The sequence below is a fragment of the Limnohabitans sp. 2KL-3 genome (genome assembly GCF_001269405.1).
Lineage (GTDB): Bacteria > Pseudomonadota > Gammaproteobacteria > Burkholderiales > Burkholderiaceae_C > Limnohabitans_A.
Genome location: NZ_CXON01000023.1, coordinates 16,603 through 42,729, shown reverse-complemented (window position 1 = coordinate 42,729; position 26,127 = coordinate 16,603). Strand labels below are relative to the sequence as shown.

29 protein-coding genes and 1 pseudogene are annotated in these 26,127 nt (G+C 62.3%); 16 read left to right on the top strand and 14 right to left on the bottom strand.

The features are described 5' to 3' along the window. Window positions 1-113 precede the first annotated feature (113 nt). Window positions 114-725 carry a hypothetical protein gene (locus AMM41_RS19210; RefSeq protein ID WP_089963188.1) on the top strand — a complete coding sequence of 204 codons (612 nt, stop codon included), beginning with the start codon at window positions 114-116 and terminating at the stop codon, window positions 723-725. Between the two features lie 28 nt (window positions 726-753). Here the strand turns inward: AMM41_RS19210 and AMM41_RS19205 are convergent, their stop codons facing one another. Beyond that, window positions 754-1,212, bottom strand: coding sequence for a MarR family winged helix-turn-helix transcriptional regulator (locus AMM41_RS19205; protein WP_089963185.1), 459 nt, complete (start codon window positions 1,210-1,212; stop codon window positions 754-756). Window positions 1,213-1,412: 200 nt separating this feature from the next. Between AMM41_RS19205 and AMM41_RS19200 the strand changes: the two genes are divergently transcribed. The 5 genes from AMM41_RS19200 to AMM41_RS19180 are packed head-to-tail and all read left to right on the top strand — an operon-like array spanning window position 1,413 to window position 8,506. Further along, window positions 1,413-2,858, top strand: coding sequence for an aldehyde dehydrogenase family protein (locus AMM41_RS19200; RefSeq protein WP_089963231.1), 1,446 nt, complete (start codon window positions 1,413-1,415; stop codon window positions 2,856-2,858). Window positions 2,859-2,867: 9 nt separating this feature from the next. Further along, on the top strand, window positions 2,868-4,610 hold the full coding sequence (locus AMM41_RS19195) for a thiamine pyrophosphate-requiring protein (RefSeq protein WP_089963183.1): 1,743 nt from the start codon (window positions 2,868-2,870) through the stop codon (window positions 4,608-4,610). A gap of 31 nt (window positions 4,611-4,641) precedes the next feature. Beyond that, window positions 4,642-5,643, top strand: a complete 1,002-nt coding sequence (locus AMM41_RS19190; RefSeq protein WP_089963181.1) for a Bug family tripartite tricarboxylate transporter substrate binding protein — start codon at window positions 4,642-4,644, stop codon at window positions 5,641-5,643. Next, window positions 5,640-6,836 (top strand): FAD-dependent monooxygenase, encoded by a 1,197-nt coding sequence (locus AMM41_RS19185; protein ID WP_089963178.1) that lies wholly within the window; start codon window positions 5,640-5,642, stop codon window positions 6,834-6,836. Before AMM41_RS19190 ends, AMM41_RS19185 begins: the two co-directional genes overlap by 4 nt. Continuing rightward, complete coding sequence (locus AMM41_RS19180; protein WP_089963175.1) at window positions 6,833-8,506, top strand: FAD-dependent oxidoreductase; 1,674 nt, start codon at window positions 6,833-6,835, stop codon at window positions 8,504-8,506. The genes AMM41_RS19185 and AMM41_RS19180 overlap by 4 nt, the downstream gene beginning before the upstream one ends. Here AMM41_RS19180 and AMM41_RS19175 read toward each other — a convergent pair. From AMM41_RS19175 to AMM41_RS19165, 3 genes are all read right to left on the bottom strand, one after another. After that, on the bottom strand, window positions 8,493-9,452 hold the full coding sequence (locus AMM41_RS19175) for a Bug family tripartite tricarboxylate transporter substrate binding protein (RefSeq protein WP_089963173.1): 960 nt from the start codon (window positions 9,450-9,452) through the stop codon (window positions 8,493-8,495). The genes AMM41_RS19180 and AMM41_RS19175 overlap by 14 nt on opposite strands. Beyond that, window positions 9,449-10,417: a 4-hydroxythreonine-4-phosphate dehydrogenase PdxA gene (locus tag AMM41_RS19170; protein ID WP_089963170.1), complete on the bottom strand. Its 969-nt coding sequence runs from the start codon at window positions 10,415-10,417 to the stop codon at window positions 9,449-9,451. Before AMM41_RS19170 ends, AMM41_RS19175 begins: the two co-directional genes overlap by 4 nt. A 228-nt stretch (window positions 10,418-10,645) precedes the next feature. Further along, window positions 10,646-12,148, bottom strand: coding sequence for a M81 family metallopeptidase (locus tag AMM41_RS19165; protein WP_089963168.1), 1,503 nt, complete (start codon window positions 12,146-12,148; stop codon window positions 10,646-10,648). 179 nt (window positions 12,149-12,327) lie between these two features. On the opposite strand from AMM41_RS19165, the gene AMM41_RS19160 reads away from it, so the two are divergent. From AMM41_RS19160 to AMM41_RS19150, 3 genes are read left to right on the top strand one after another with little or no spacing between them, the layout of a single operon-like run. After that, a complete protein-coding gene (locus tag AMM41_RS19160) occupies window positions 12,328-12,768 on the top strand; it encodes an antitoxin PaaA2 family protein (protein ID WP_089963165.1) in 441 nt (146 codons plus the stop codon). Further along, on the top strand, window positions 12,765-13,088 hold the full coding sequence (locus AMM41_RS19155; RefSeq protein ID WP_089963163.1) for a type II toxin-antitoxin system RelE/ParE family toxin: 324 nt from the start codon (window positions 12,765-12,767) through the stop codon (window positions 13,086-13,088). The genes AMM41_RS19160 and AMM41_RS19155 overlap by 4 nt, the downstream gene beginning before the upstream one ends. 51 nt (window positions 13,089-13,139) lie before the next feature. Further along, a complete protein-coding gene (locus AMM41_RS19150) occupies window positions 13,140-14,375 on the top strand; it encodes a C45 family autoproteolytic acyltransferase/hydolase (RefSeq protein ID WP_158273317.1) in 1,236 nt (411 codons plus the stop codon). Here AMM41_RS19150 and AMM41_RS19145 read toward each other — a convergent pair. From AMM41_RS19145 to AMM41_RS19135, 3 genes are all read right to left on the bottom strand, one after another. Then, the gene (locus AMM41_RS19145) at window positions 14,341-15,219 is read right to left on the bottom strand and encodes a dienelactone hydrolase family protein (RefSeq protein ID WP_158273318.1); all 879 of its coding nucleotides are present in this window, start codon (window positions 15,217-15,219) and stop codon (window positions 14,341-14,343) included. The genes AMM41_RS19150 and AMM41_RS19145 overlap by 35 nt on opposite strands. An 84-nt stretch (window positions 15,220-15,303) precedes the next feature. Continuing rightward, window positions 15,304-15,603: a hypothetical protein gene (locus AMM41_RS19140; protein ID WP_089963155.1), complete on the bottom strand. Its 300-nt coding sequence runs from the start codon at window positions 15,601-15,603 to the stop codon at window positions 15,304-15,306. Further along, the gene (locus AMM41_RS19135; protein ID WP_089963152.1) at window positions 15,600-16,277 is read right to left on the bottom strand and encodes a transglutaminase domain-containing protein; all 678 of its coding nucleotides are present in this window, start codon (window positions 16,275-16,277) and stop codon (window positions 15,600-15,602) included. Before AMM41_RS19135 ends, AMM41_RS19140 begins: the two co-directional genes overlap by 4 nt. 96 nt (window positions 16,278-16,373) lie before the next feature. On the opposite strand from AMM41_RS19135, the gene AMM41_RS19130 reads away from it, so the two are divergent. The 5 genes from AMM41_RS19130 to AMM41_RS19110 all read left to right on the top strand — a co-directional run bounded on the left by AMM41_RS19130 (window position 16,374) and on the right by AMM41_RS19110 (window position 20,429). Beyond that, a complete protein-coding gene (locus AMM41_RS19130) occupies window positions 16,374-17,267 on the top strand; it encodes an MBL fold metallo-hydrolase (protein WP_089963150.1) in 894 nt (297 codons plus the stop codon). Window positions 17,268-17,384: 117 nt separating this feature from the next. After that, on the top strand, window positions 17,385-18,200 hold the full coding sequence (locus tag AMM41_RS19125; RefSeq protein ID WP_089963147.1) for a 2-keto-4-pentenoate hydratase: 816 nt from the start codon (window positions 17,385-17,387) through the stop codon (window positions 18,198-18,200). 257 nt (window positions 18,201-18,457) lie between these two features. After that, window positions 18,458-18,889: a LexA family protein gene (locus tag AMM41_RS19120; RefSeq protein ID WP_089963144.1), complete on the top strand. Its 432-nt coding sequence runs from the start codon at window positions 18,458-18,460 to the stop codon at window positions 18,887-18,889. Window positions 18,890-18,909: 20 nt separating this feature from the next. Continuing rightward, on the top strand, window positions 18,910-19,785 hold the full coding sequence (gene cho / locus AMM41_RS19115) for an excinuclease Cho (protein ID WP_089963141.1): 876 nt from the start codon (window positions 18,910-18,912) through the stop codon (window positions 19,783-19,785). A gap of 68 nt (window positions 19,786-19,853) precedes the next feature. Then, a complete protein-coding gene (locus tag AMM41_RS19110; RefSeq protein ID WP_089963229.1) occupies window positions 19,854-20,429 on the top strand; it encodes a pyridoxamine 5'-phosphate oxidase family protein in 576 nt (191 codons plus the stop codon). 6 nt (window positions 20,430-20,435) lie between these two features. On the opposite strand, the gene AMM41_RS19105 is transcribed toward AMM41_RS19110, so the two are convergent. From AMM41_RS19105 to AMM41_RS19085, 6 genes are all read right to left on the bottom strand, one after another. Then, window positions 20,436-20,843, bottom strand: a complete 408-nt coding sequence (locus tag AMM41_RS19105) for a dihydroneopterin aldolase (RefSeq protein WP_228769365.1) — start codon at window positions 20,841-20,843, stop codon at window positions 20,436-20,438. A gap of 40 nt (window positions 20,844-20,883) precedes the next feature. Further along, window positions 20,884-21,240 carry an HNH endonuclease signature motif containing protein gene (locus tag AMM41_RS19100; protein WP_228769364.1) on the bottom strand — a complete coding sequence of 119 codons (357 nt, stop codon included), beginning with the start codon at window positions 21,238-21,240 and terminating at the stop codon, window positions 20,884-20,886. Window positions 21,241-21,327: 87 nt separating this feature from the next. Then, complete coding sequence (locus AMM41_RS19095) at window positions 21,328-21,855, bottom strand: SOUL family heme-binding protein (RefSeq protein WP_194944877.1); 528 nt, start codon at window positions 21,853-21,855, stop codon at window positions 21,328-21,330. 155 nt (window positions 21,856-22,010) lie between these two features. Beyond that, window positions 22,011-22,139, bottom strand: coding sequence for a hypothetical protein (locus AMM41_RS22395; protein ID WP_255350451.1), 129 nt, complete (start codon window positions 22,137-22,139; stop codon window positions 22,011-22,013). Beyond that, entirely contained in the window at window positions 22,109-22,330 is a 222-nt protein-coding gene (locus AMM41_RS19090; protein WP_194944876.1) for a hypothetical protein, read from the bottom strand. The genes AMM41_RS22395 and AMM41_RS19090 overlap by 31 nt, the downstream gene beginning before the upstream one ends. An 83-nt stretch (window positions 22,331-22,413) precedes the next feature. Next, window positions 22,414-23,658: an ATP-binding protein gene (locus AMM41_RS19085; RefSeq protein ID WP_089963136.1), complete on the bottom strand. Its 1,245-nt coding sequence runs from the start codon at window positions 23,656-23,658 to the stop codon at window positions 22,414-22,416. A gap of 86 nt (window positions 23,659-23,744) precedes the next feature. Between AMM41_RS19085 and AMM41_RS19080 the strand changes: the two are divergent. Both AMM41_RS19080 and AMM41_RS19075 read left to right on the top strand, forming a co-directional pair. Then, a pseudogene (locus AMM41_RS19080) lies at window positions 23,745-23,918 on the top strand (addiction module antidote protein); the annotation flags it as partial. A 139-nt stretch (window positions 23,919-24,057) separates the two neighbouring features. Beyond that, window positions 24,058-24,714, top strand: a complete 657-nt coding sequence (locus AMM41_RS19075; protein ID WP_228769363.1) for a DinB/UmuC family translesion DNA polymerase — start codon at window positions 24,058-24,060, stop codon at window positions 24,712-24,714. Between the two features lie 65 nt (window positions 24,715-24,779). Here the strand turns inward: AMM41_RS19075 and argA are convergent, their stop codons facing one another. Further along, complete coding sequence (argA, locus tag AMM41_RS19070) at window positions 24,780-26,126, bottom strand: amino-acid N-acetyltransferase (protein WP_089963133.1); 1,347 nt, start codon at window positions 26,124-26,126, stop codon at window positions 24,780-24,782. Window position 26,127 lies beyond the last annotated feature (1 nt).

Sequence of the window (26,127 nt, the reverse complement as noted above, 5' to 3'; positions counted from 1 at the left end):
AAATCAGTGTTTAAGTGACTTTCCGAAAAAGTCGACATATCTGGTTTTCATCCGCCCCCCATGCGCTGGGCACATCTTTTTGAATCTGTTTGAACCCCTCAAAGGCCCAAGTCATGACGCTCGAAAATTACTTCAACAGCAGTTTTCAATCCGACGTTGCCAAGTTGCAATTTCGCTGGGTCCCTCAAGTGCTCAAAGACATTCTTCAAGACCAGGAGCTGGTGCTGTTTGGGGGCAAAAATTGGTCAACGGTTGAAGAAGACCTGGCCCTCATCGATCCCGAAAATCGGCCTCAGTTCATACTTTGCCTTTTTGCGCTGGTGGCCACAGACCAGTGCATGCAGTCTTATTTCAAAGCCCACTACGCTCACTGGCGCAGCCAGACGGGTTACCCCAAATTTGGCTGGACGCGATTTGGCCTTTACAACGAAAACCCATTGAAGCTTCTTTCGGTGCCCGATGTGGCCGGGTTGGTGGATGTCGGACTCAGCACCGCCTTGCTTCCGGAGTTCACGACCTTTTACCGCCAGCAAATCCAGGATTACGTCCGTCAGCACTGCCCCGAACTGACGGCCGAGCATTTCTTTGGCCAGTTGTGCCGAGACGCCATTTTTGAGCTGCACGATGGCACGCTGGTGCCCGCATTCAAGCAGGCCATGTACACCCTGATGCAGGCCGATGCCTGTCCAAGCGATGCCGGTGATGGCTACCTGATGGCGGCTTGATGGCCGCCTGAAGCCGATACGTCTGCGTTCAAGCCTGTCCCGGCTCAAAGGGGGTGCGGGCCTTGGACTCCAGACCTTGGCAGAGTTTTTCCAGCAAGCCGGTCAGCACTTGCTGCTCGTCTGGGCTCAGCGGTGACAAAAGCCGATCTGAAGCTTGCTGCGCCAAATGTTGCGCTTGGGCAAACGCCTCCTGCCCTGAGGCCGAGACCTTGATCGTCCATTTGCGCCGGTCGGTGGTGCTGGCCTGACGGGTCAACCAGCCGCGTGTTTCCAGCCCGCGCACCACATGCAAGACCGTTACTTTGTCCAGACCCAAGGCCCGTGCCAAGCGGGCTTGGTCCATGGTTTGGCTGTGCATGAGCATGTGCAAGACGCCGAACTGCGGCGGGGTCAGTTTCAGGCTTTGGCATTCGTTTTCAAACAAACCCACCGACAGTTGGTGGGCCCGTCTGAGCAAAAAGCCAGGGCGACGGTACAAGGGGGTCACGGCAGGGCCTCTTCAAGCGTTCAGGGTTTGACCCAATAGGCGGCATCGGATCGAGGGGTAGCATCTACACGGTTGATATCGTTAGCATGCTAACCAATAACAGCACGATTGGCCTCCCCGAAAACCCTTGCCTGGGTGTCTGAAGCTGTCCTGCCACAGGGCGCTTGTTGAACCCCTTGTTCATCGAAATGCCTTGCACCATGCCCATCGCAGAAAACTACATCTTTGGCCAATGGGTCAAGGACCATGCCCCCGCTCAGCGCGGCGATTCGATCAACCCCGCCACGGGCGAAAAAGCCGCCCAATTTGTGGCCGCCAGCGTGCAAGAGGTGGACGCCGCCATCGCCTGCGCCCGCACCGCCTTTGAAACCACCACCTGGTCGCAGCAGCCCAAACTGCGCTCGGACGTGCTGCGCTTGTTTGCAGACCGCTTGGAGCACAACAAGGCGCAAGTCGTCCAGACCCTGGTGCAGCTCAACGGCAAGTTGCAGCGCGAGGCCGAGGGCGAAGTCATGGCCGGCATTTCGGAGCTGCGTTATTACGCAGGGCTGGCCCGCAATCTGTTTGGCCGTGTCATCGAGATGGAGCCCGAGGTGTACTCGCACATCGAGCGCGAAGCCATTGGTTTGGCGGCCATCATCGTGCCCTGGAACGCGCCCGTGACTTTGCTGGTGCGCTCTTTGGCCCCGGCGCTGGCGGCAGGCTGCACCGTGGTCATCAAGGCCGCGCACCAGACCGCGCTGGTGCACACCCAGGTCATGGCCTGTTTGGTGGCCGACGAGCGCATTCCGGCCGGTGTCATCAACTCCTTCATCGAGCAAGACATTGTGGCCACGCAGCACCTGTGTGCGCACCCCGAGGTCGATGTCATCAGCTTCACCGGTTCGACCCATGTGGGCAAACAAATCGCCTTGTCCACCGCCAAGAACCTGACCCGCTTGTCGTTGGAGCTGGGGGGCAAAGCCCCGGCTATCGTGCGATCGGACGCCGACTTGACTGCCGCTGTGCGCGGCATTGTGGGTGGCGCTTGTGTCATGGCCGGGCAAATGTGCACCGCCATCAGCCGGGTGCTGGTGCACGAATCGGTGGCTGCCGACTTTTCGGTGCAACTGGCCCAAGCTTTGGCGCAGGTCAAAGTGGGGCCGGGCGACCAGCCCAGCTCGGGCATGGGCCCGCTGATCGATCCGCGCAACCAAGCCCGTTTGCTGGACGAAGTCAGGGCTGCCGCGCAAGACTGTCGCGTGCTGCTGGCCGGTCGTGTGCCCGATGACACGCCCAGGGGCGGCGCGTTCATCACGCCATCGCTCGTGGCCACACAAGACCTGAACAGCCATTTTGTGCAGGACGAAATTTTTGGCCCACTGGTCACGCTGGAAACCTTTGCCACCGACACCGAAGCGGTCGATCGGGCCAACGCCACGCGTTACGGCCTGGCCGCTTCGGTGTGGACCCAGGACCACCGCGCCGCCCGCAAGATCGCGCGGCACATCAAGTTTGGCAATGTGTGGGTCAACGCCCACAACCGCTTGTTTGCCGAGATCGAAACCGGGGGCTACCGCCAAAGCGGTTTTGGTCGTTTGCACGGCGTCGAAGGTCTGAACGACTTCATGGAAACCAAGCATGTGTTCATGCCTTGCAACGATTGACCCCCACCGATGACCGATTCGACCACGCCTGAGACACAGCACACCACCGCCCGTTATTTTCTGGAGGGCCTGCAAGAGACAGGCATCCGCTACCTGTTTTCCAACTTGGGCACCGACCATGTGACCCTGATCGACGAGATGGCCCGCCTGCAAGCCGAGGGCCAGGCCATGCCCGAAGTGGTGCTCTGTCCGCATGAAAACGTGGCCATCCACATGGCCGGGGGTTACGCCGCCGTCACGGGGCAAGGGCAGGGCGTCATGGTGCATGTGGACGCTGGCACCGCCAACGCGGCCATGGGCATGCACAACCTGATGCGGGCGCGTTTGCCGGTGCTGCTGATGGCGGGCAAAGCCCCCTATGCCCTGCACGGCGAAGTGCCCGGTGCCCGCGACAACTATGTGCACTATGTGCAGGACCCGTTCGACATCGCCTCTTTGGTGCGCCCCTACGTCAAGTGGGACTACAACCTGCCCTCGGGCGTGGTGGCCAAAGAGGTGGTGCGCCGCGCCCACAGCGTCATGCACACCGAGCCTGCGGGCCCGGTTTACATGACGCTGCCACGCGAGACACTGGCCGAGTCGTGGTCCTCTGAGCAGGTCAAGTCGTATCCCGCGGCCCGCTACGGCGCGGTGCGCATGGGGGCCTTGCCCTTTGAGGCCACGCTGCAGATTGCCCGCGAGTTGATGGCGGCCGAGAATCCTCTGGTCATCACTTCCTATTTGGGCCGCAAGCCCGAGGCGGTGCAGGCGCTGGAAGCGTTGGCCGAGTTGTGTGGCATTCGGGTGGTGGAGTTCAGCCCCACTTGGCTGTGCATCTCGCGCGAATCGCCGTGCTTTTTTGGCTTTGACCCGACCCCGCTCTTGCATGAGACCGATTGGGGTTTGCTGCTGGACATCGACGTGCCCTGGCTGCCGCACCAGACCCGCCCCCGCGAAGACACCCGCTGGGTGCACATCGACGTGGACCCGATCAAGAAAGATTTTCCAGCCTGGGGTTTTGCCAGTGATGTGCGCTGGCCGGCCGACTGTGCGCAGGCCTTGCGCGACCTGCACCAAGCCGTCATGGACTTGGCCGACGAGGCCTTTCACCAACGCGTGGCCGAGCGCATGGCCCACTGGCCCGCACAGCGCCAGCAGCGGCTGGCGCGTGTGGCCGCCGCTGCACAAAACCCGGGCACAGAAGACGCGCTCAATCCGGCTTGGGTGTGCGCCCAGATTGGCCTGCAGCTGCGCCCTGACGACGTGGTCATCAACGAAGCCATCCGCAATTCGCCCGCCGTGTTGCAGCAAATACCGCGCACCCGCCCCATGAGTTTTTTGGGGGGCGCAGGTGGCGGCCTGGGCTACAGCGGCGGCATGGCGCTGGGTGTCAAGCTGGCACGGCCCAATGACCGGGTAGTCCACATCGAAGGCGATGGCGGTTTTCACTTCTCCACGCCCACGTCGGTGTATGCCGTGGCGCAAGCCCAAGGCCTGCCCATCCTCACCGTGGTGCTGGACAACGGCGGCTGGCAGGCTGTCAAAGAAGCCGTATTGCGCGTGCACCCCGACGGGCCTGCGGCCCAAGCGGGCGAGTTTCAGGCCCGCCTGAGGGGCAAGCAGCGCCGCTTTGAACAAGTGGCCCAAGCCTTTGGTGCGCACGGTGAACGCGTCACCCGCGCCGAAGACTTGCCTGCGGCCATCACCCGCTGTTTGGAGGCCCTGGACGAAGGCCGTGCCGCTTTGCTGGTGGCTTCGGTAGCCAAGATTTGATTTTCACACCCCATAAAACAGGAGACAAACCATGACAACCCGCTTCACATCCCCCGCACGCCGCAAGCTGGTGGCCGCTGCCGCCTTGTCTTTGGCCGCATCTTTGGCCACTTTGGTCCCAGCCCAGTCCTGGGCGCAAGCGGCTTGGCCCAACAAGGCTGTGCGCATTGTGGTGCCGTATGCACCGGGTGGTGCCAACGACATCCTGGCCCGCGTGGTCGCTGAAAAACTCGCGCCCGCCTTGGGCCAGCCGGTGTTGGTTGAAAACAAACCCGGCGCAGGTGCTGCAGTCGGCACCGAATTCGTGGTCAAAGCCGCCCCCGATGGCTACACCTTGCTCATGGCGGCCAGTGGCCCCATCGTGTTCAACCCGGCGTTGGTGGCCAAGCTGTCCTACAACCCGATCACCGACCTGGTGCCTATTTCTTTGGCGGGCTCATTCCCCATGATCCTGGCGGTGAATGAGGCTTCGCCTGCCAAGACCTTCAACGACTTGGTTGCCCTGTCCAAGGCCAACGCCGACAAAAGCAATTACTCCTACCCCTCGGCTTCTTTTCAGCTGGTGATGGAGCTTGTCAAGGCCAAGTCCGGCCTGAAGGCTTTGAACGTGCCCTATCAGGGCAGCGCCCCATCGATCAACGCGGTGCTCACGCAAGAAGTGCAAATGACCCTGATTGACTCCGGCCCCATCGCTGCGCTGGTCAAGTCGGGCAAGCTGCGTGCCTTGGCCGTCACCTCTGAGCAGCGCCTGGCCAGCTACCCGCAGGTGCCCACGCTCAAGGAGCAGGGTATTGATTTGGCAGTGAACTTCTGGAGCGGTTTGTTGGCCCCGGCCGGCACGCCAGCGCCCATCGTCAAGCGCTTGCAAGAAGAGATGGCCCGCATCATGGCCTTGCCTGATGTGGCCGAGCGCATGGCCAAGTTGGACATCCGTCCCGTGGGCGGCAGCAGTGCCGACTTTGCCAAAACCATTGCCACCGAAATCCCTCTGTGGACCCAGGTGGCCAAAGACAACAACATCAAAGCGCAATGACGGCACCGAAACGCATCGCCATTGCCGGGGCGGGAATTGCCGGTCTGACCACGGCGCTGGCTTTGCTGCAACAGGGCTTCCAGGTCGATGTGTTCGAGCAAGCATCGCAGCTGGGCGAGTTGGGTGCGGGCTTGCAGATTTCACCCAACGGTTCGCGCGTCTTGCTGGCGCTGGGTCTGGGTGAGGCTTTGCAAGCCTGTGTCTGCCAAGCCCGGGGCAAAGAAATCCGCATGTGGAACACGGGCCAGCGCTGGAAGCTGTTTGACCTGGGCGACGATTGCCTGGCGCGTTTTGGTGCGCCTTACTGGATGGTGCACCGGGGCGATTTGCACCGGGTGCTGTTGGACGCCTTTGAGGCGCGATCAGACCGGCCTGTGCGCTTGAACGCCCGGGTGGTCCAGGCCCAAAACACCGACGTGGGCGTGTCGTTTGAGTTGAACGACGGCTCGCAACACAGTGCCGCAGCATTGCTGGCCGCCGATGGGGTGCACTCGGTGTTGCGTGAAAAGTTGTTGGGCGAAGACAAGGCGCAATTCACAGGCTTGCTGGCCTGGCGCGGTCTGGTGCCGGTGGAGCGCGTGTCTGAACACTTGCAGGCGCAGGTTGGCACCAATTGGGTCGGGCCGGGGGCGCACGTCATCACCTACCCGGTGCGCGGTGGGGCTTTGATGAACGTGGTGGGCATCATCGAGCGCGAAGGCTGGCGCAGCGAGTCCTGGACCGAGCCGGGCACCCACGCCGAGCTGCTGCAAGACTTTGGCCACTGGCATGCCGATGTGTGTGAGTTGATGTCGGCCATCGAGCAGCCCTTCAAATGGGCCTTGCTCGGCCGTGCCCCACAAACCGGCTGGGCGAAGGGCAATATCTGCCTGTTGGGCGACGCCGCGCACCCCACCTTGCCGTTTTTGGCGCAGGGGGCCAACATGGCCATCGAAGACGCTGCCGTCATGGCGCGTTGCCTGGCCTTGGATGAGCCGACCGAACACGCCTTGGCCCGCTTTGAAAAACTGCGCTGGCAGCGCACGGCCGACATCGTCAACCGGTCGCGCGACAACGCTCAGCGCTTTCACAACCCCCAGCTGTCGGACCCCGCCAAAGCGGTGGACTACGTCAGCAGCGAGTGGGAGCCCGAAAAAGTCCGCCGCCGCTACGACTGGCTGTTTGAATACGACCCCTTGAAAGTACCGCTATGAGCCTGAATGCCCCTGTGTTGGTGGTGGGTGCAGGCCCCGTGGGCATGACCCTGGCCCTGTGTCTGGCGCGTCGCGGCATCGCCTGCACCTTGGTGGAAATGCGGCCAGCCGATGCGCTGCCCGACGTCAAATGCAACCACATCTCGGCGCGCAGCATGGAGCTGTTTCGCGCTTTGGGCGTGTCCCAAGACCTGCGCGCCGCAGGCCTGCCCGACGATTACCCGCACGATGTGTCGTACCGAACCAGCACCGTCGGTCAAGAAATCGCACGCATCCACATTCCCGGGCGCAGCACCCGCCTGACCGACCACAGCGGCCCCGACGGCGATTGGCCCACGGCCGAGCCACCGCACCGCATCAACCAGCGCTACATCGAGCCGATTTTGGCGGGGCATGTGGCCCAGCAACCCTTGGTCACCACGCTGTACCGGCACCAAGTGCTGGACTTCGATCAAACCGACGGCCAGGTGAACGTGCGCATTCAAAACCTGGACACGCCCGACGCGCCGCCGCTGCTCATCCAAGCGGCCTATCTGGTGGGCTGCGACGGTGGCCGCTCGGCGGTGCGCAAAGCCATTGGGGCCAAGCTGGTGGGTGACGAGGTGGTGCAACGCGTGCAAAGCACCTGCATCCGTGCGCCGGGTCTGCTGGCACAGCTGAAGGCCCCGGCGGCCTGGGCCATGTTCACCGTCAACCCCCGGCGCAGCGGCAACATCTACGCCATCGACGGCCAAGAAGTCTGGTTGATCCACAACTACCTGCGCGACCACGAAGCCGACTTTGACGCGGTGGACCGCGACTGGGCCATCCGCACCATCTTGGGCGTGGGTGAGGATTTTGAATACGAACAGATGAGCCGCGAAGACTGGATCGGCCGCCGCTTGGTCAGTGACAAGCTGCGCGAAGGCCGCGTGTTTTTGGCCGGAGACGCCGCGCACCTGTGGGTGCCCTATGCCGGTTACGGCATGAACGCGGGGCTGGCCGATGCGGCCAACCTGGCCTGGCACCTGTCGGCGCAAATCGAAGGCTGGGCCGCGCCCGAAGCTTTGTCGGCCTACGAAAATGAACGCCACCCGATCACCGAACAGGTCTCGCGTTTTGCCATGAACCACGCCCACGCCATGAGCCAGCGTCGCCGCGAGATTCCGCTGAATCTGGAAGACGACAGCCCTGAGGGGCAGGCCGCCCGCGAGGCTTTTGGTCAAAATTTGTACGACTTGAACGTGCAGCAATACTGCTGCGCGGGCCTGAACTTTGGTTATTACTACGACCAGTCGCCGGTGATGGTGTACGACGGCGACAAAGCGCCCGAGTACAGCATGGGCAGCTTCACGGCGTCCACGGTGCCGGGTTGCCGTGCGCCGCATTTCTGGCTGGGTGAGGGCCAGTCGCTGTACGACGCTCTGGGTCCTGCTTACACCTTGCTGTGCCTGAAGCCGGGGTTGGACGATGCGCTGCAGGCCCTGCAAGCCGCGGCCGAACACCAAGGCATGCCGCTGCGGGTGCTCGATGTGTCGGGCGTGAAAGACTTGCCGACCGAATACCAACACCCCTTGCTCATGGTGCGTGCCGATGCCCACACCGTGTGGCGTGGGCACAGCCTGGACGACAACTCGGCCCAGGCCTTGGTGGCCACTTTGTGTGGCCGGCGCAGCCTCACTCCAGCTTGATGTTGGCCTTCTTGATCAAATCGCCAAAGCGCGTGAATTCCTGACGGTTCATTTGCGCAAATTGATCGGGCGAGATGTTGCCCGGCTCGCCGCCCAGGCCTTTGAGTTTGGTCTGGATGTCGGGCATTTTCAGGATTTTGGCCAGCTCGGTTTGCAGACGCTGCGTCACTTCGGGTGGGGTGCCGCTGGTCACGAACATGCCATACCAAGTGCTCATCTCGAAGCCGCTCACACCGGCCTCGGCCAATGTCGGCACTTGGGGCAACTCGCTGCTGCGGGTGGCGGTGGTCAGGGCCAGGGGTTTGAATTTGCCGGCCTTGATCTGGCCCATGGCCGAGGAGGTGGTGTCGAACATGATCTGCACGTTGCCGCCGATGATGTCCAGGTGCGCCTGGCTGCTGCCCCGGTAGGGCACATGGATGCTTTTCACGCCCGCAGCCAGGTTGAAACCCTCGCCCGCGATGTGCTGGGTGCTGCCCACGCCGGACGACGCGTACTTGAACTCATTGGGCTTGGCCTTCATCAAGCTCACCAACTCGGCCACGTTGTTGGCGGGCACATTGGCACCTACGACCAGCACATTGGGCACGGTCACGATCAGACCCACAGGCGTCAGGTCCTTGATCGGGTCAAAGCTGAGTTTGATCAGGTGCGGGGCAATGGCTTGGCCGGTGTTGGTGGCGACCAGCAGGGTGTGGCCGTCGGCCGGGGCTTTGGCCGTCAGGTCGGCAGCAATGGTGTTGGACGCACCGGGTTTGTTCTCAACCACAAACGAGCCCTTGAAGGCTTCGCCCATTTTTTCGGCCAGCATGCGGGCAATGATGTCGGTGCCGCCGCCTGCGTTGGCCCCCACCATGATGCGCACCGGCTTGCTGGGATAACTTTGCGCCAAGCCCAGCAAGGGCGTGGCAAGCAGGGCCGTGAGCAGGATTTTTTTCAACTTCATGACAAGGTCTCCTCAGCTTGTGGTTGTGATGAACGGCGAGAGGTGGCCATGCGGGCGGCCAATTCGAAAGCGTTGGTCATGGCTTGTGGGTTGGCCACGCCTTGGCCCGAAATGTCGTAGGCGGTGCCGTGGGCCGGGGTGGTGATGGGGCAGGGCAGGCCGCCGTGCACCGTGACGCCTTGCTCAAACCCCATCAGCTTCATGGCGATCTGGCCTTGGTCGTGGTACATGGTCACCACGCCGTCGTAGCCGCCTGGCGAGCGGATGGCGCGAACAAAGGCGGTGTCGGCCGGAAAGGGCCCATCGGCGGCAAAACCCATGGCGGCAGCTTGCTGCACGCCGGGGGTGATGATGCGGCCTTCCTCGTCACCGTAGTTGCCGTTGTCCCCGTTGTGCGGATTGAGTCCACACACCGCGATGCGAGGACTGGCGACGCCCGATGCCTGCAGGGCCTGCGAAATCATGCGGATGGCGTTCGCTACTTTGTCCGGGCTCAGCAAGCTGGAGACTTCGTTCAGTGGGACATGCGAGGTCACCCGCGCGGTCCAGAGGTTTTTGAGCACATTGAGCTCGCCGCACACGCCACTGAAGTGCATGTGCTCGGCAAACCAGCGCAGTTCGTCTTCTTGTGTCATGCCGCCTTGGCGCAGGGCAGACTTGTTCAGTGGGGCAAAACAAAATGCATCGGCCTGGCCTGCCATGACCAAATCCACCCCGGCGGCCAGGGCCTCGATCATGTAGCGACCGTTGTGGGCGTTGGCCACGCCGCGCTCAAAAGAAGGGGCGTTCATGCCAGACCAGTCGTGCCAGACCACGTTGTCAGGGGCCTGGATCGACCCTTTCTGGCCGATGAGGATCACCCGGGCGTGCGTCGTCCACGAGGGGTTTTGCAGCATTTTTTCGACCAGTTCTGGGCCGATGCCTGCAGGGTCACCGGTAAAGAGGGCGAGGGTGGGCAGAGTCATGTGAAGGCTTTCGGTCAAGTGCGCGGGTAGACAGGTGTCATCCCATATGACGGGTCATGCTAGGCAGGCGATTCAAGCCGGTCAAGCTCTGGTTTTCCCCCGTATCTTCAACCCTTGCCTTCACAAAACCCCTTCAGCCAGTGTGGCGCTCGCCCATGCCAGCCACGCAAAACCGATTGCGCCTTTGTGGCGCAAAAAAAGCTTCTGCCCGTGGCTGAAGTTTGGTGTTTACTGCGCGGCCTTTGACCAATCCACCCCCGCATCCAGCGGGTAAATCGGCCGACGCAGTTTTTTGAACTGCAGCTCGCTGTAGTCCGATGTGCAGGCTCCGGCCCCGGCGCATTCCACCGTGGCACCGGCAAGATGCCCCAGGCCAGCACGCCAGTGCACCCGGCTTTTGAGCACCACAAAATGCTTTTGTGTCGGGTCGATGCCCAGGCACAGCAGGGCGTTCACGTCAAAAGGCTCCACATGGCGCGAGATCAGCGCGACCTCCACATCGCCCGTGTCGATCACCACCGCCTGGCCCATGTTCTGGCGGGCACCTTGGCTCATGGGGCCTTTGTTGCGGTACTTGCCGTTCGAGATCAGCTTGACCACGCCCGACAACTCGATGGGTGAGCTGTGGTGCGGCATGAGCGGCATGGCCATCTTGCCGCCCACTTGCAAGCGCACTTGCGCGCCGATGCCCGCCGCGATGGCTTCTTGCACCGCTTGCGGGTCAAAAATCGCAAACACGGCCACGTTGCGCAAGCCCTGGCGCAGCACCTCGGCCAGCACAGCGGTGGTGTCCATGGTGCCGCCCGAAGCGGCGTTGTCGTAATGGTCGAGCAGCATCACCGGATAGTCGGTCAGCGTTTTGGCGCGGGCCACCGAAGCGGCCAGTGGCTCCAGTTCGTACACCCATTGGGCGCGGCTGTCCCAGGCCATTTGCATCAGCTCGTCGCGCAGTCGCTGGGCCAGTGCGGGATCGTTGTCGGTCACCACCACCACCGACATGCCGGCGTTTTCGATGTCTGCATGCGGAAAACCGGTGAACACGCTGGCGCACAAAGCGCCTTCGGCCTCCATTTGCTGGGCGCGGGCCTGGATGGAGCGGTTGGGCTCGTCCAGCGAGCTTTGCCGCATGATGTGCGGGATCATGGGCAAGCGCCCCCAAGCTGTGGTGGGCTTGGCCTGCCCCTGGAGCAGCTTGATCAAGGCCGAGCCCGCCCGCACCCCGGTGCCATACATGTCCACATGCGGGTAGGTCTGGTAGCCCGCCACGGTTTGTGCCAGTTCGACCATGTCGGCATACACGTTGGCGTGCATGTCGTAGGCCACGCCAATCGGCGTTTTGGGGTTGATGGCGCGGATGCGGCGCAGCAACTCGCCTTCGCCGTCTTCGTGGCTTTCGCTCACCATCGCGCCGTGCAGGTCCAGCAAAATGCCGTCAAAACCGCCCCGCGCCACGGCCTGCAAAATGGCCTGGCTCATGGACTCGTAGGCATCGTCAAACACCAGCCCGCTGGGCGCGGCGTGCGCACCCAGGGCCAGCTCGAACTCTGCGCCCGCTTGCTCGGCCAAGTCAATGAAGGCCCCGGTGGCCGTTCCCGTGCCACGAAACGCCGCAATGGCCGCCTCGCCTCGTGGCGGCGCTTCGCCCGGGCCCAGCGCAAAGCGCTGCAGGTCGGTGGGCACCGGCGAGAAAGTGTTGGTTTCGTGCATCATCATCGCGATCAGCAAGCGCATAGGGTCTCCAATTCAACAGACTTTCATGATGAACCCATTGGCTTGCCGCCCACAGTCACCGAGGTGCCAAAGGGTGCGCTGGGCAACTTGGTTCGATCGTGTGTTGGGGTTTTGCAGGGTGCTGTGGGGGCGTATTTTTAATGTATAAAATGCGCTTGATTAACGTTAATTGTCCCATCATGCTCACCCTAACCCAAACCCAATTTCAAGCCGCATTGGCGCACGGTGCCATCGAGTCGGTGGCGCTGGTGCCCCAAGGCCCCCGTTTTTGTGTGAAGTTGGTGACCCGCACAGGCGAGGCCTTGTTGGTGCAGGCGCGCAGCGCGGTGCCGCGCCTGTTTGGCACCACCGACAGTGCTTTGAAATTGCTGCACAAGCTGGGTGTGCAACGCATCGTGCTGGACCATTTGGAGGAGTGGCAGCCCGAACAAGCGGCTTTGCAAAAGCGCTCCCGGCCTGACAGGGCGCAGGCCTTGACCCGCGCTGCCGAATACGACCGCTGGGTCGCTGCCAAAGTCAAGGCCAGCCGTGATGACCCGCGCCCTGACGTGTCGCACGAAGAATGGCAAGCCGTTCGTGCCGCCAAGCTCGCCCAACGGCAAGCCCTGCACCAGCCATGAGCTGTGAACATTGGCAAATCATCCGTCGTCCGGAATACCAAGCAGATCTGGACGCGATACAAGCCTGGGTTGCCAAAGACAACCCTCTTGCAGCGCTCGATTTGTGGCTCTGGATCGACACCCAAGTCGATGGTCTCAGCGATCCCAATTTCCCGCGCAGGGCCAGCCAGCGTGTCGCCGATGCGCATGAATTGGTGGCCCATGAAAACTACATTGTCTACTTCGATCAGGACCCGGTCCGTTGCACCGCCACTGTGCGCGCGGTGGTGCATGTGGCCCGGCAGTTTCCGGCCATTGCTTCGGGTCTTGATGCCGAGTAATTTCTGAAGATGCCCATCTGGCACTGCAACCCAATTTCTGGAGACCTTCCCATGTTCCCTTGCATCGACACCCTGGGCGCCGCTTCGGCCCATGAACGCGGCCAGATTTATGGCCGCGAGGCCCAAGACCGCATCCAGCACAGCGTGGTCACCTACGCCCGTTTGTTTGCCGCCTGTGGCATCGACTGGGCCAGCGCCTGCGAGCGCGCCATGCGCTTTGAGCCGGTGATTGAACAGGTCGACGCCGATCTGATGGAAGAGTTGCGCGGCATGGCCCAAGGCAGTGGCCAAAGCTTGGGCAGCCTGATGGCGCTGAACTGCCGCACCGAAATTTTGCCGCCCACGTTTTTGGCCGATGCGCCGCACCTGAAAGACGCTGCATCAGCGGCCCTGGCCGCCAACCGCGCCGCAGGCCTGCCCGACTGGCTGGAGCAAGCCGCTTGGGACAGTGCCTTGCGCGACGGCGAATGCACGGCCATGGGCGTCACCGCCGCCGCCAGCCGCACAGGCCAAGCCTGGCTCGCGCAAAACTGGGACTGGATGGGCCGCCAACGCGAAGCCCTGGTCGTGCTGCACACCCAAGGTCCCAGCGGCCAGAGCATCACCACCCTGACCGAGGCGGGCATGCTGGCCAAGATCGGCATCAACCAATCGGGCTTTGCGCTGGGCCTGAACATCTTGCGCTCCAACCGCGACGGCACTCGCGTGGGCGTTCCGGTGCATGTGTTGCTGCGGCATTTGCTGGACTGCCGCTCTGTGGCGCACGCCCGCGAGCGTTTGCAGGCTTTGCAGACTGATCTGGGCTTGGGCTTTGGCGCGGCCTCTAACGTGCCCTGCGCCGACGCCCAGGGCCAGGCCGCCTGCTTTGAAGTCTCGCCCGCAGGCTGGGCCGAGGTCACGCCCACCGACGGCGTGGTGGTGCACACCAACCATTTCGTGTGTGAATCTTTGTTGGCCGAACAAGCCCCCATGGGCCCGGGTTTGTCGAGCCACAACCGCTTGAGCACCGCCGGGCAACACGCGCTGCAAACGCCCATTGGGCAAGCCGAGTTGGAGCACTTTTTGCGCGACGAATCCGACGGCTTTTTGTCCATCTGCCGCAGCCCTGACCCGAGCGTGCCACCCGAAAGCCGCGTCGAAAGCGTGGCCGGCATCGTCATGCACACCCAGCCGCCCGCCATGTGGGTGGCCTGCGACGTGCCCAGTCGCGTGGCTTTCGAGGCTGTGCCTTTGGCCGCTGCGTCTCGTCAGCTCAGTGAGCGACTGGATCCGGCCACTGTTTCTTGAGCAACTCCAGTACATCCTGCCAGGCCTGCGGGCCGGTCACGGGGTTGCGCCCAGCGTGAACACCCATGCTCGGGTGTTGGCCATTGGGCACACGGGGCAAGTGTTGGACTTGTCCCACCGGGTTGTCAAAGCCGTGGTGGCTGTCCGGGTACAGCTTGAAGCTCATGCTTGCTTTCTCGGCCAAAGCCACACAGGGCTCGGCAGGGGTCCAATCGTCCAAGGCTCCAAGCAGCATGTGCACGGGCCAAGTCGGCTGATAGGCACGCCGCAGTGCATCGGCGCAGCCCGGATAAAAGGCCAAAGCGATGTCTGGCGTCACGCTGGACGGAGGGAGTTTTTGTGTGCTGTCTGAACTGGCCAGCACGGCACTCCCACCATGGGACCAACCCAGCAAGGCAACCCGTTGGTGATTTGTCCAGGTTTGTTGGGCAAGCCAAGCCAAGGTGGTGTGCACGTCATTGCGCCGATGGCTCTGCCGCACCTGGCGTGATGCCATGCGCTGTTCGCACAAACTGATTTCTTGTCGGGGTGTGAGGCTGTCGGGCCAAACCACGCTGTAGCCTTGCGCCAGCAGCAAATCGGTCATGCCTTGATGGCGAGCACTGAGCTGGCCTTTGCGCGAACCGATCGTGGCGTAAATGCCGCCGCACCCATGCAGTGCGATCACCACTGGGCGCTGTGTGTCATGTGTTTTTTGAGGAGGGTGAAACACCCAAACTTTCAGAGCCAAACCGTCGGCACCCGGCAGAAGTTCCGGCACAGGCTGGCCGTAGGCCGAAACCCCGAGTCCCAAACTCAAGCACAGCCAAAGACGCCAGCGGCGCAGGTACTCAAGAGCGGGCACGGCCGTTTGCGCTTTCAGTCAGGTGCCGCACGGCGTCAGACACCCGCATGCCCAGCTGCAGGCCCTGCGCCAGCGCCAGAGCGTTCAGGCCGTTGACCACGCCGTTGTCCAGCCCGTCTTGTGCCTCGCCAATGCGGGCCGAAGTGTGCGCATACAAAATGGCCAGCACACCACGGCCTGTAACTCGCGCAGCGCCACGCGGCCCGCATCGTCTTTGCCACCACCTGCATCGTTGAAAGCCACCGCAAAAGGTTTGTGGGTTTGTGCTGTGACGAAATGCGAGGCCGACAAGCCCCCGTGCGAGCCGGACACGATCACCGTTCCCGCATGCGTGGCGTTGACCAGCGCAATCGAGTCCAGCAAAACCAGTGCGCGTTGGGTCATCGCGTTTCTCTGGCCACATCCTGCTCGAAGCTGGCTTCCTTCAAGGGGGCTTTTTCGGCCATCCAGCCTCGGTAAACGGTTTGGAAGTCGACCACGATCTGCGCCAGCGGCATGTCGTCAAAGGTGCCGCGTTGGTTCACGTACTCCATGTGCCGGTTGCCTGATTTGTCGAACGGGTGGTAAATCGAGTCGTTTCGCCCATCAAACTCCAGCGGCAGCAGGCCGAATTTGTCGCACAGCTCGATGTTGAAGGCCGGTGTGGCCTTGACCCATTGGCCGTCCAGCCAGATGTCGGCATAGCCGTGCCAGATGAACACATCGGTCTGCATGGTCTGGCGCAAGCGCTCGGTGCTCATGTGGTTGCGCACATCGGCATAACCCAGGCGGGCGTGCAGGCCCGCTGCCCGGCAGGCTGCGGCCATCAGCGCCGCTTTGGGCACACACCAGCCCGAGCTTTGGGCGATGACCGAGCTGGCCCGCATGCCTTGGGGCGACAGGTCGATGCGGTACGGGTCGTAGCGAAAGCGGTCGCGCACCGCCAGGTACAGCGCCACCGCGCGTTCGCGGTCGGTAGCGCCTTGCGCGTGCTGGCGCGCCAAGGCGATCACATCGGGGTGGTCGCTGTCGATCAAGGCCGTGGCGGCCAGGGTGGCGGGGGAGGGCAGGTCGGTCATGCGGTTCACTGTAGCGCGCGCGGCAGCATTGGGGTGTCACGCTGGCTATAGTGGCCTGTCGCGCCCTGGATGGGGCGCAGTTCAGGAAAGGCAACCATGACCTCGGTGTTGAATTTTGGTGCGGTCCGTGTGCACCTGGGTGAAAAGTCGGGCAAGTACCCCGACGGCAACCAGCTCATTGTGCAGGGGGCCGACATGCGCGTGGCCTTTGACACGCCCGAGGTGGCCAACCGCATCGGCCCCGAGCTGGACACGGTGGACCTGGTCATCCTGGGCCATGTGCACGAAGACCACATGGCCGGGCTGCACCGCCTGCCGCATGCCCGTGTGCAGGTGCACGAGGCCGACCTGGCCGCCGCCCAGTCGTGGGATGGCTTGTGCCAACACTACGGTTACCCCGCCGAGGTGCTGGACGCCATGCACGCCATCGTGCAAAAGGACTTCCATTACCAGCCCCGGCCCGACGCCACGGCTTACAGCGACGGCGCGGTCTGGGACCTGGGCGGCGGCGTGCGCGTGCGGGCGCACCACTTGCCAGGCCACACCGCAGGCCACTGCGCCTTGGTGGTCGAAAGCGAAGGCCTGGCCTTCATTGGCGACATCGACCTGAGCGGCTTTGGGCCTTACTACGGCGACGCCACCTCCAGCCTGAGCGACTTTCGGCAAACACTGAAGAAAGTGGCCGAGCTGGACGCCCGCATCTGGGCCACCTCGCACCACAAAGCGGTCATCACAGACCGGGCGCAGTTTTTGGACGATCTGGCGCGCTTTGCCAGCAAGATTGACGAGCGCAGCGCGCAACTGCTGGGCTATTTGCAGACCCCGCACAGCCTGGATGAGCTGGTCAGTCGCCGCCTGCTGTACCCGCAAGGCTACGACGTGCCCTTTGTGCCTTGCGCCGAGCGCAACACCATCGGCATGCACCTGGATGAACTGCTGGCGCAGGGGCAAATTGCCCGTCAAGGCGACGGTCGTTATGTGGCCCTGTGAGTCCACCCGCAGTCACGGCGATGTGGCCTGGGTCTGCGAGGCTTTTTGCAGCGCTGATGCAGCACGCGCTTGACCCGTCAGCATCGGTCTATTTCACTTTTCATCAGGAGACACCCCATGACCCCCGAACAACTCTTGCAGCACCACGACCAAGCCCGTTTGTGGGGCCAGGCCCCCGGCGTGGTGGGCGGCCCTGACACGGCAGCGGCCTACCAACAAGCCTTGGCTGTGCGCCAGTTGCGCCAGCAGCGCGGCGAAGTGCCCAAGGGCTACAAGATCGGTTTCACCAACCGCACGCTGTGGCAGCGCTACGAGGTGTTTGGCCCCATGTGGGGCACGGTCTGGGACACAGGTCTGGGCTTTGCCGAGCCCACGGCAACAGGGACGGCCGAAGGCAGCATCGACCTGACCCCCACCTGCCAGCCCCGGCTGGAGCCCGAAATCGTCTTCGGCATGAAGGCCACGCCCCCAGCCAACGCCAGCCTTCAGCAATTGTTTGAAGCCATCGAGTGGCTGGCCCCCGGTTTTGAGGTTGTGCAGTCGCACTGCCTGGACTGGAAGTTCACCGCCACCGACACCATGGCCGACAGCGGCTTGCACGCCCGCCTGCTGGTGGGCCAACGCCTGCCCGTTCAGCAACTGGCCGCCGATGCACAGGCTTTGCACACCCTGCTGGCGCAGGCCCGCGTCACGCTGTTCAAAAATGGCCAGGCGGTGGAGCAGGGCAGCGGCACCAACGTGCTCGACAGCCCGCTCAATGCCTTGCACCACTTTTTGAAAGAACTGCGCCAATGCCCCGGCGCGGTGGACCTGCAGGCAGGCGACGTGATCACCACCGGCACCTGGACCGACGCCTGGCCTTTGCTGGCGGGCGAAAACTGGCGCGCCGAGTTTTCTGCGCCGCTGGGCAGTCTGAGCGCCCAAATGCGCTGAACGCCGCCACCGGGTCAGCGGTTCGGCGGCCTGAACTTGATGGGGATTTGTGCCGCTGAGGCAGAGGTCCTGCAGCTCAGTGCTTTCTGTTATGGCACGCTTGGTTTGGGTGCCGTGCCCCCAAAAATACCCCGGGTCGCAAAGCCCGGGGCGTGAATCAACAAAAATGTCAGACAACTGCAAGAAGCATGACGGGGTCAGTATACTGTAAATATAAACAGTATTTGAGTGAATCACGCCATTGCCAGACCCTGACCATGCATGCCCCCGACACCCCCCAAGCCTTACCCCCCGGACACTGGTGGGTTCAGGCCTTGCCCGCCAGCATTGCGGCGGGATTTCCGTCACCCGCCGAAGACCATCAGGTCGAGTGCATCGACCTGATGCAGCAGTTGGTCAGACACCCTCAGGCCACGTTTTACATTCGGGTGCGCGGCGAAAGCATGCGCGATGCGGGCATTTTGGATGGCTCGGTGGTGTTGGTGGACCGCGCCATTGAGCCTGCCGATGGGCACATCGTGCTGGCCGTGATTGACGGTGATTTCACCTGCAAAACCCTGCGCTTGCTCGGTACGGGCTTGCGTTTGCAAGCATCCCACCCCGATTACCCCGACATCGTGCCCAAAGAAGGCCAAAGCGTGGACATCTGGGGCGTGGTGATCGCTACCATTCACCAGCACCCCACTTGACATGATTTCCTCTGTTTGACATGGCCACCATTTCCCCCCGCCACCGCCGCGACGACTTTGAAGAAAGCCGGGTCTACGAATACCCGCAGCACCTGCGCGAAGCCATCGAAGACGCACCCACTGGGGCGGGCGTCTACACCTTCCATGGCCAAGAGGGCGACTTGCCGCTGTACATCGGCAAAAGCATCAACATCCGCTCGCGACTGCTGTCGCACCTGCGCACGCCCGACGAGGCCCGCATGCTGCGCCAAACCCAACGCATCAGCCACATCCGCACGGCCGGCGAGATCGGCGCGTTGCTGCTGGAGGCGCAAATGATCAAGGCCCAGCACCCCCTGTTCAACCAAAAACTGCGTCGCAACCAACAGCTGTGCAGCTTGCAACTGACGGGCGAGGTGCCGCAAGTGGTCTACGCCCGTGACATCGACTTTGCCCGCCAGCCCGAGCTGTATGGCCTGTACGCCAGCCGCCATGCGGCGCTGGATGCGCTGCGCGCCATCGCCGACCAAAACAAGCTGTGCTACGGCCCGCTGGGCTTGGAAAAACTGCCGCTTGGTAAAGCCTGTTTCAGGGCTGCCATTCGCCAATGCGCCGGTGTGTGCCGGGGCGACGAAACCCCCGAGGCCCACCGCGAACGCCTGTTCAGCAGCTTGCTGGCGCTGCGCGTGGAATGCTGGCCTTACCCGGGTGCTGTGGGCTTGGTGGAGCGCGATGCCGAACTCACGCAAATCCATGTCGTCAAGCACTGGTGCTATTTGGGCAGCGCCCCCACCCCCGAAGCGGCCCGTCAACTGGGCCAAACGGCCAGCCAAGTGGCCGCCAACTTTGATGCCGATGGCTACAAGATTTTGTGCCGTCCGGTGCTCACGGGAAGTGTGGAGATTGTGTTGTTGTGAGCTCGCACGACACGTCAGACCATTCGGTTGAAGCCCCACCCTACTCAACGCAACCCGACCCCATCATCATGAAAATCCACCTGCAAACGCCCGAAGAAATTCGCCCGCAAATTTGGAAAGAGCTGGGCCGGGCCAGTCTGGACCGGCACCACGAATGGCGCACGCCGGTGCTGGCCTCCGCCGACGCAGACGGCTTGCCCGATGCACGCACCGTGGTGCTGCGGCAGGTGGACGCGGGAGCTGGGCTGCTGACTTTTTACACCGACAGCCGCAGTCCTAAGGTGGCTCAACTGCAAGCGAAAGCGCCAGCGATGCTGGTGTTTTGGAGTGCGCGTTTGAGCTGGCAATTGCGGGTGCGGGTGACTTGCTCGGTCATCACCTCTGGCCCAGAGGTCGAGGCGCTTTGGCAGGGGGTCAAACAGTCGGCGGCTGCGGGTGATTATTTGTCGCCACTGCCGCCGGGTGCGCTGTTGCCACCAGCCAGTGGCATGGCCGATGCACCCAAGTCCAGCGTCCCCGCGCCAACGCACAGCTTTGCCCTGCTGCGTGCGCAGGTGCTTCAGATGGACTGGCTGGCGCTGTCGCGCGACGGGCACCGCCGGGCGCAGCTGAGCGCCAACACCTGGGAGTGGCTTACGCCCTGAATGCTTTCAGCTCAGGTCGTCTCGCATGCGCTTCAGTCGCGCCCCGTCCACCACCAAACGCACGCCCAAAGAGCCGCTGTCCGCACGCACCGGAAATTTGCGCAGAGCCACCTCAAGCGCCTCGATGGCGGGGTAAGCCGCGCAGGCCTGCACGATGCGCGTCATCAGCCGCTCTTGGGTTTCATACAGCCCGTCGGCCGCCAGCCGTTCGATCTCGACCACCAACGGGTCGTAGTCGAACACATGCGCCATGCCGTCTTGGGCAATCAGCACCAGATCAGAGTCGACCCAGAGGGTCAAGTCCAGCGCGTGGTACTCGGGCACGGTGTCGCTGGGCGCATAAGTGCCGATGCGGGTCACCAGATGAAAATCTTTCAGTTCGATCCGGCTGGCGGTCGAGGTTGGCATGGTCATGGGTGTTGAGGGGCAAGTTCGTGGGTTGGTGTTCTGGGGCTCAGCGCTTGCTTTTGAGCCGCTGACTCTTGCGGCTTTTTTCAAAAAATGCGTCGGGCTTGGTTTGTACCCAGCGGATGAAGCGAGCCATCTCTTCGGGTTGCTTCAGGGCCTCGACCGTGGGGTAGGTGCGGGCCAATTCGGTCTCGGTGAACAGCGCATGGATTTGGCGGTGGCAAATGCGGTGCAGCACCACGGTCTGTGCGCCCCCGTGGGACTTGGGCACCAGATGGTGTGCGTCTTGTTGGCTGGGCGGAATGGGCCGCTCGCACAGCGGACACAGTACGGCGTCGCTGCGCGGTGCGGGCAGGGCTTCAAGCTGGGCTTGAATGAGTTTTTTGCGAATGCGCCCTGTCACGGCAACAAGACTGTTTGAACCATCGCCCAAGGCTACAACAGACCGACAACGGCACAGGCCGCACAGGGCGATTGATCCCGCTTGCTTTCAGGGCATCAGGTCAATCAAGATCTCGTTGCGCCGATTCCAAGGCAGGGTGAAAGGGTCGTCGTATCGGGCGATTTGGGCGGTGGGGCTGAGCTTGAGTTGGCGAGCCTGCGCCCAAACCCGCAGGCGCTCGGTCTGCTCCTGAATGCTCGCTTGTGTGGTGAAGCCGCTGAAGCGCACCGCCACCGTTTCGTGCTCGGGCACGGGGCGCAGCTGGATTTGCGGGTTGAGCGGCTGGGGCAGGGTCTGCACGCTCTCGGCCGACGGCATCACAAAATGCACGCGCCAACCCTGGTCGTCTGGCACCACGGTCACGGGCGCGGTCATGGAAATTTTGCGCTGCGCACCCAGCCCGGCTTGCAGGTTGTCGCCAAAGATGTAAGAAGCAATGCGCCGAAAGCCGCTGCGGCTGGCTGCATCGAAGTCCCCCTGGATTTGCGTTTGCGCCACAGTGAAGGCGGCGTAGCGGCGCACCTCAAAAGGCGGGTCAGAGACGAGCACGGTGTAACGCGGTTCTTCAACGGCCATGGCGGCTCCAGAAAAAAGGAACAAGACGGGCAACAAGAGGGAGGGCAAGAGGGAAAAAAGCCAGCGCATCAGGGTCTTTCATGTGGCGTGTGACGCCATTACAGCAAATTCAGGCCTGCACCTCGGTCCGCTGGCGCACGCCTGCGGACGCTTGATCAGCCCCTGACCATGCGCATCACCTCGCCCGCATCCAGGGTGGACGCCCGGGCCTGGATGTCGCCCAAGTGCTGCTGTTGCAGGGTTTTGCCGCTGCTCAACAGGCCTTGGTAGGTTTGGCGCAGCAAGTCGCAGCGGCAATGAACTCCTTGATGTGGCCTTGGTCGAGCGACACGCCATGGGCCAGGCCCACGCGGTAGACCATTTTGATTGGCAGCGCAATGATGGCCATCGACGCCCAGGACTGGGGCAGCAACGCCAGTGCGCCGTTCAAGATGGCGTAGTTGAGGATGGAGCGGTCGATGGCGGCGCTGTCCACGGCGTGCTTGCGCGGGCGCTGCGCATTTGGCCAAGTTGGGATTGAGGTGATTCGGCGGATTCGTGTCGGGTGTGTGCGAAATATCACTTGCCCCAAAGTGTCGACAACGGGGCCGCCCAGATGTTGTCGCCCAGCGGCAGGGTTTCGTCGCCGTCATAAAGCAGCACGCCCATTTTGAAATCAGCCCCCGCCAGTCCGGCGAGTTTTCGCAGGCCACGCAGGTCGCTTTCTTTGACGGTGGCCGATGACTTGATTTCAACCCCGACCACCTGGCCTGCGGCGTTTTCAATCACCACATCGACTTCCACCTGGTCGGCATCCCGGTAGTACAGCAGTTGGTAGTCACCCTCGGCGGTGCTGGCGTGCTTGAGCAATTCTGCATAGACAAAGGTTTCCAGCACATGGCCAAAGCGTGTTTTGTCTTTTTGGGTTTCTTCAGCGGTCAAGTCCAAAAGGGTGGCCAGCAGACCTGCATCGATGAATTGAAGTTTGGGCATTTTGACCATGCACTTGAGGCGATTGCGCGCCCATACATCCACGCGTTTGAGCAAATACATTTGCTCAAAGATGCCGAGATATTTGGCGGCGGTTTTGTGGTCGATGCCCACTTGGCCGCCGAGTTGAGAGTAGTTGCACATTTGTCCGGCCATCTGAGCCAGGGCACGCAAAAAACGCGGCAGTTGGTCCAGTTTGTCGATGTTGGCGATGTCGCGGACATCGCGCTCCACGATGGCCGCGAGGTATTGACGCGCCCAAGTTGTGCGACGCCTGTCGGTGGATCGCGTCAACGCCTCTGGGTAGCCGCCGCGCAGCACACGGCCAATCAGGTCATCGTCTCGGGCAGATGAGCCCGCTTGAGGCAGGTGGTCAGCAAACACACGGTCTAACCAGTTGGCAGACTGCCCTGCGATTTCGCTTTGTGACAAAGGCAGGAGTGACAAAGTCTCCATGCGCCCCGCCAAAGAATCGGCCACCGTGGGCAGGGCCATCAAGTTGGCTGAGCCTGTGAGTAGAAAACGCCCTGGACGACGGTCTTCGTCCACGCTTTTTTTGATCGCCAGCAACAAACCTGGGGCGCGTTGAATCTCGTCGATCACCGCACGGTCCAAGCTGCGTATCATGCCCACCGGGTCTTCTTGGGCCGACAAAAGGGTGAGCGCGTCATCCAGGGTCAGATAACGAAATTCGCCGCTGTTGCCAGCGATCTCCTTGACCAGTGTCGTCTTGCCTGCCTGTCGTGGACCAGCCAAAAGAACCACTGGCGTGTCGCGCATGGCTTCAAGGAGGTGCGGCGCGATAAGTCGCGGGAAAATTTCAAGGTTAGCCATGGCCTGATGCTATCGTAATTTTGGGATTATTTGTGCAAATATTTGGGAATATCATTTCGTAAATTTGGGAAATTTGTGCCGTCAATTTGGGCGAAATTGCCCAAGCGCGTGGTATGCCGCAGATCGCAAAAGACGCTGGTATTGGCCGCGAAGCCTTGTACAAGGCGCTTCGCCCGGACGCCAGCCCTCGTTTTGACACCGTGGCCCGAGTTAGCAAGCCCTTGGGCGTGAAGCTGGTGGCACAACGGGTGGTGGTTTAAACCGCTAACCAAGTACCCGATTGCAGGCCCATATTTTGGTCAACATGGCCACAAGCGCGGTCATGCATGTGGGCCTGAGCATTCGGCTTCAAACATTCGTCAAGGTTCGGACTGCAGCACCGCGCTCGACCTGCAACGCATGAGCCCGGCCGCAGCCAAAGCGGGCTGGTCGGTGGTGCTGGAAAAAACCGTGCGCGAACTGAACGGCACCCCCTGCATCGAGTTCGAAGACGAACCCCCGGCCAAACAACAAATCGCCTGCACCCGCAGCTTTGGCCACCCGGTGACCGAGCTGATCGAACTGCAAGAAGCCATCACCGAATTTGCCTGCCGCGCCGCAGAAAAACTGCGCAAGCAAGGCAGCCACACCGGCCAAATCATGGCCTTCATCCGCACCAGCCCCTTCCGGCAACAAGACCCGCAATACAGCCGCAGCGCAAGCATCCCCCTGCCCAGCCCCACCAGCGACAGCGCCCACATCACCCAGGCGGCCAACGCCATCGTCAAACGCCTGTACAAACCCGGCTTCAAATACGCGAAAGCTGGCGTGATGCTGATGGACCTGCAACCGGCCACCCGCGAACAACTGACACTGGACTTTGACGAGACCATGCCCGAAAACCGCGTGCGCCTGATGCTGGCCATGGACCAGCTGAACCAGCGCTATGGGCGAGGGACGCTCAAGCTGGCCAGTGCGGGCGGCATTGGCGCACTGCCGGTTTGGGGGATGAAGCAGGAGCGCAAGACGTCGGCTTACACCACGGATTGGCTGGGCCTGCCCAATGCTTGGTCATGAAGCCTGGTCATGAGGGAGGCCATGCCACAGTGACCCCCTTGGGCCGTGACGGAGGCCTGCTTAGCTCAGAGCTTTTTCACCAACACCTGGCTCTTGCGGTCCCAGTTGTATTTGCGTTTGCGCGCTTCGGGCAGCCAGTCGGGGTCCACCTGGGCAAAGCCGCGCTTGATGAACCAGTGCATGGTGCGTGTGGTCAGCACAAAGATGCTTTTGAGGCCCATGGCGCGGGCGCGTTGCTCGATGCGTTTGAGCACCTTTTCGCCATCGCCCTGGCCTTGCGACTGGGGCGACACCGTCAGCGCCGCCATCTCGGCGGTTTTGGCTTCGGGATAGGGGTAGAGCGCCGCGCAGGCAAAGATAACGCCGTCGTGGTCGATGATGGTGTAGTGGTCAATGTCGCGTTCGATTTCGGTGCGGTCGCGCTTGACCAGCGTGCCATCTTTTTCAAACGGCTCAATCAGCTGCAAGATGCCGCCCACGTCGTCTGAGGTGGCTTCGCGCAGTTCTTCGAGCTTTTCGTCGATGACCATGGTGCCGATGCCGTCGTGCACATAAATTTCCAGCAGCAACGCGCCATCAACCGCAAACGGCAGGATGTGGCTGCGCTCCACACCCTCTTCGCAGGCTTTGACGCAGTGCTGCAGGTAAAAACCGATGTCGGTGGGCTCGGTCGGGTTGGGCAACGAGGCCAGCAATTGCTTGGCGGCGGCGAGTGGCAGTTCGGTGTCAATCGGGTTGTCGTCGCTGGCCGGCGCGTGCGGCTCGATGCGAATGCCCGGCACCTCGGTCAAAAAGATCAGCTTGTCGGCCTGCAACTCGGTGGCCACGCTGGTGGCGACTTCTTCCATGGTCAGGTTAAAAGCCTCGCCTGTGGGTGAAAAACCAAAGGGCGAGAGCAGGACCATCGCGCCCATGTCCAGTGTGTTGGTGATGCCCTGCACGTCCACCTTGCGCACCAGACCCGAGTGCATGAAGTCCACGCCGTCCACAATGCCCACCGGCCGAGCCGTGATGAAGTTGCCCGAAATCACCCGCACTGTGGAGCCCGCCATGGGCGTGTTGGGCAGGCCCTGGCTGAACGCCGCTTCGATCTCGTAACGCAGCTGGCCCGCCGCCTCTTGGGCGCAATCGAGCGCCACGCTGTCGGTGAGGCGGATGCCGTGCGAATATTTGGGCGTGTGGCCCTTGGCCGCCAGCTGTTCATTCACCTGCGGGCGAAAGCCGTGCACGAGCACGATCTTGACGCCCATGCTCTGGATCAGCGCCAAGTCTTGCGCCAGGTTGTGCAGCTTGCCCGCCGCAATCGCCTCGCCCGCAATGCCCACCACAAAGGTCTTGCCCCGGTGCATGTGGATGTAAGGCGCCACGGACCGGAACCAGGGCACGAAGGTGAAGTTGAAGACTGTGGACATG

Bases quoted from the DNA above. Each gene is read 5' to 3' on its own strand.
- AMM41_RS19210 (WP_089963188.1), top strand. From the start codon at position 114: ATGACGCTCGAAAATTACTTCAACAGCAGTTTTCAATCCGACGTTGCC.
- AMM41_RS19200 (WP_089963231.1), top strand. From the start codon at position 1,413: ATGCCCATCGCAGAAAACTACATCTTTGGCCAATGGGTCAAGGACCAT.
- AMM41_RS19195 (WP_089963183.1), top strand. From the start codon at position 2,868: ATGACCGATTCGACCACGCCTGAGACACAGCACACCACCGCCCGTTAT.
- AMM41_RS19190 (WP_089963181.1), top strand. From the start codon at position 4,642: ATGACAACCCGCTTCACATCCCCCGCACGCCGCAAGCTGGTGGCCGCT.
- AMM41_RS19185 (WP_089963178.1), top strand. From the start codon at position 5,640: ATGACGGCACCGAAACGCATCGCCATTGCCGGGGCGGGAATTGCCGGT.
- AMM41_RS19180 (WP_089963175.1), top strand. From the start codon at position 6,833: ATGAGCCTGAATGCCCCTGTGTTGGTGGTGGGTGCAGGCCCCGTGGGC.
- AMM41_RS19175 (WP_089963173.1), bottom strand. From the start codon at position 9,452: ATGAAGTTGAAAAAAATCCTGCTCACGGCCCTGCTTGCCACGCCCTTG.
- AMM41_RS19170 (WP_089963170.1), bottom strand. From the start codon at position 10,417: ATGACTCTGCCCACCCTCGCCCTCTTTACCGGTGACCCTGCAGGCATC.
- AMM41_RS19165 (WP_089963168.1), bottom strand. From the start codon at position 12,148: ATGCGCTTGCTGATCGCGATGATGATGCACGAAACCAACACTTTCTCG.
- AMM41_RS19160 (WP_089963165.1), top strand. From the start codon at position 12,328: ATGCTCACCCTAACCCAAACCCAATTTCAAGCCGCATTGGCGCACGGT.
- AMM41_RS19155 (WP_089963163.1), top strand. From the start codon at position 12,765: ATGAGCTGTGAACATTGGCAAATCATCCGTCGTCCGGAATACCAAGCA.
- AMM41_RS19150 (WP_158273317.1), top strand. From the start codon at position 13,140: ATGTTCCCTTGCATCGACACCCTGGGCGCCGCTTCGGCCCATGAACGC.
- AMM41_RS19140 (WP_089963155.1), bottom strand. From the start codon at position 15,603: ATGACCCAACGCGCACTGGTTTTGCTGGACTCGATTGCGCTGGTCAAC.
- AMM41_RS19135 (WP_089963152.1), bottom strand. From the start codon at position 16,277: ATGACCGACCTGCCCTCCCCCGCCACCCTGGCCGCCACGGCCTTGATC.
- AMM41_RS19130 (WP_089963150.1), top strand. From the start codon at position 16,374: ATGACCTCGGTGTTGAATTTTGGTGCGGTCCGTGTGCACCTGGGTGAA.
- AMM41_RS19125 (WP_089963147.1), top strand. From the start codon at position 17,385: ATGACCCCCGAACAACTCTTGCAGCACCACGACCAAGCCCGTTTGTGG.
- AMM41_RS19120 (WP_089963144.1), top strand. From the start codon at position 18,458: ATGCATGCCCCCGACACCCCCCAAGCCTTACCCCCCGGACACTGGTGG.
- cho (WP_089963141.1), top strand. From the start codon at position 18,910: ATGGCCACCATTTCCCCCCGCCACCGCCGCGACGACTTTGAAGAAAGC.
- AMM41_RS19110 (WP_089963229.1), top strand. From the start codon at position 19,854: ATGAAAATCCACCTGCAAACGCCCGAAGAAATTCGCCCGCAAATTTGG.
- AMM41_RS19105 (WP_228769365.1), bottom strand. From the start codon at position 20,843: ATGACCATGCCAACCTCGACCGCCAGCCGGATCGAACTGAAAGATTTT.
- AMM41_RS19095 (WP_194944877.1), bottom strand. From the start codon at position 21,855: ATGGCCGTTGAAGAACCGCGTTACACCGTGCTCGTCTCTGACCCGCCT.
- AMM41_RS19085 (WP_089963136.1), bottom strand. From the start codon at position 23,658: ATGGCTAACCTTGAAATTTTCCCGCGACTTATCGCGCCGCACCTCCTT.
- AMM41_RS19075 (WP_228769363.1), top strand. From the start codon at position 24,058: ATGAGCCCGGCCGCAGCCAAAGCGGGCTGGTCGGTGGTGCTGGAAAAA.
- argA (WP_089963133.1), bottom strand. From the start codon at position 26,126: ATGTCCACAGTCTTCAACTTCACCTTCGTGCCCTGGTTCCGGTCCGTG.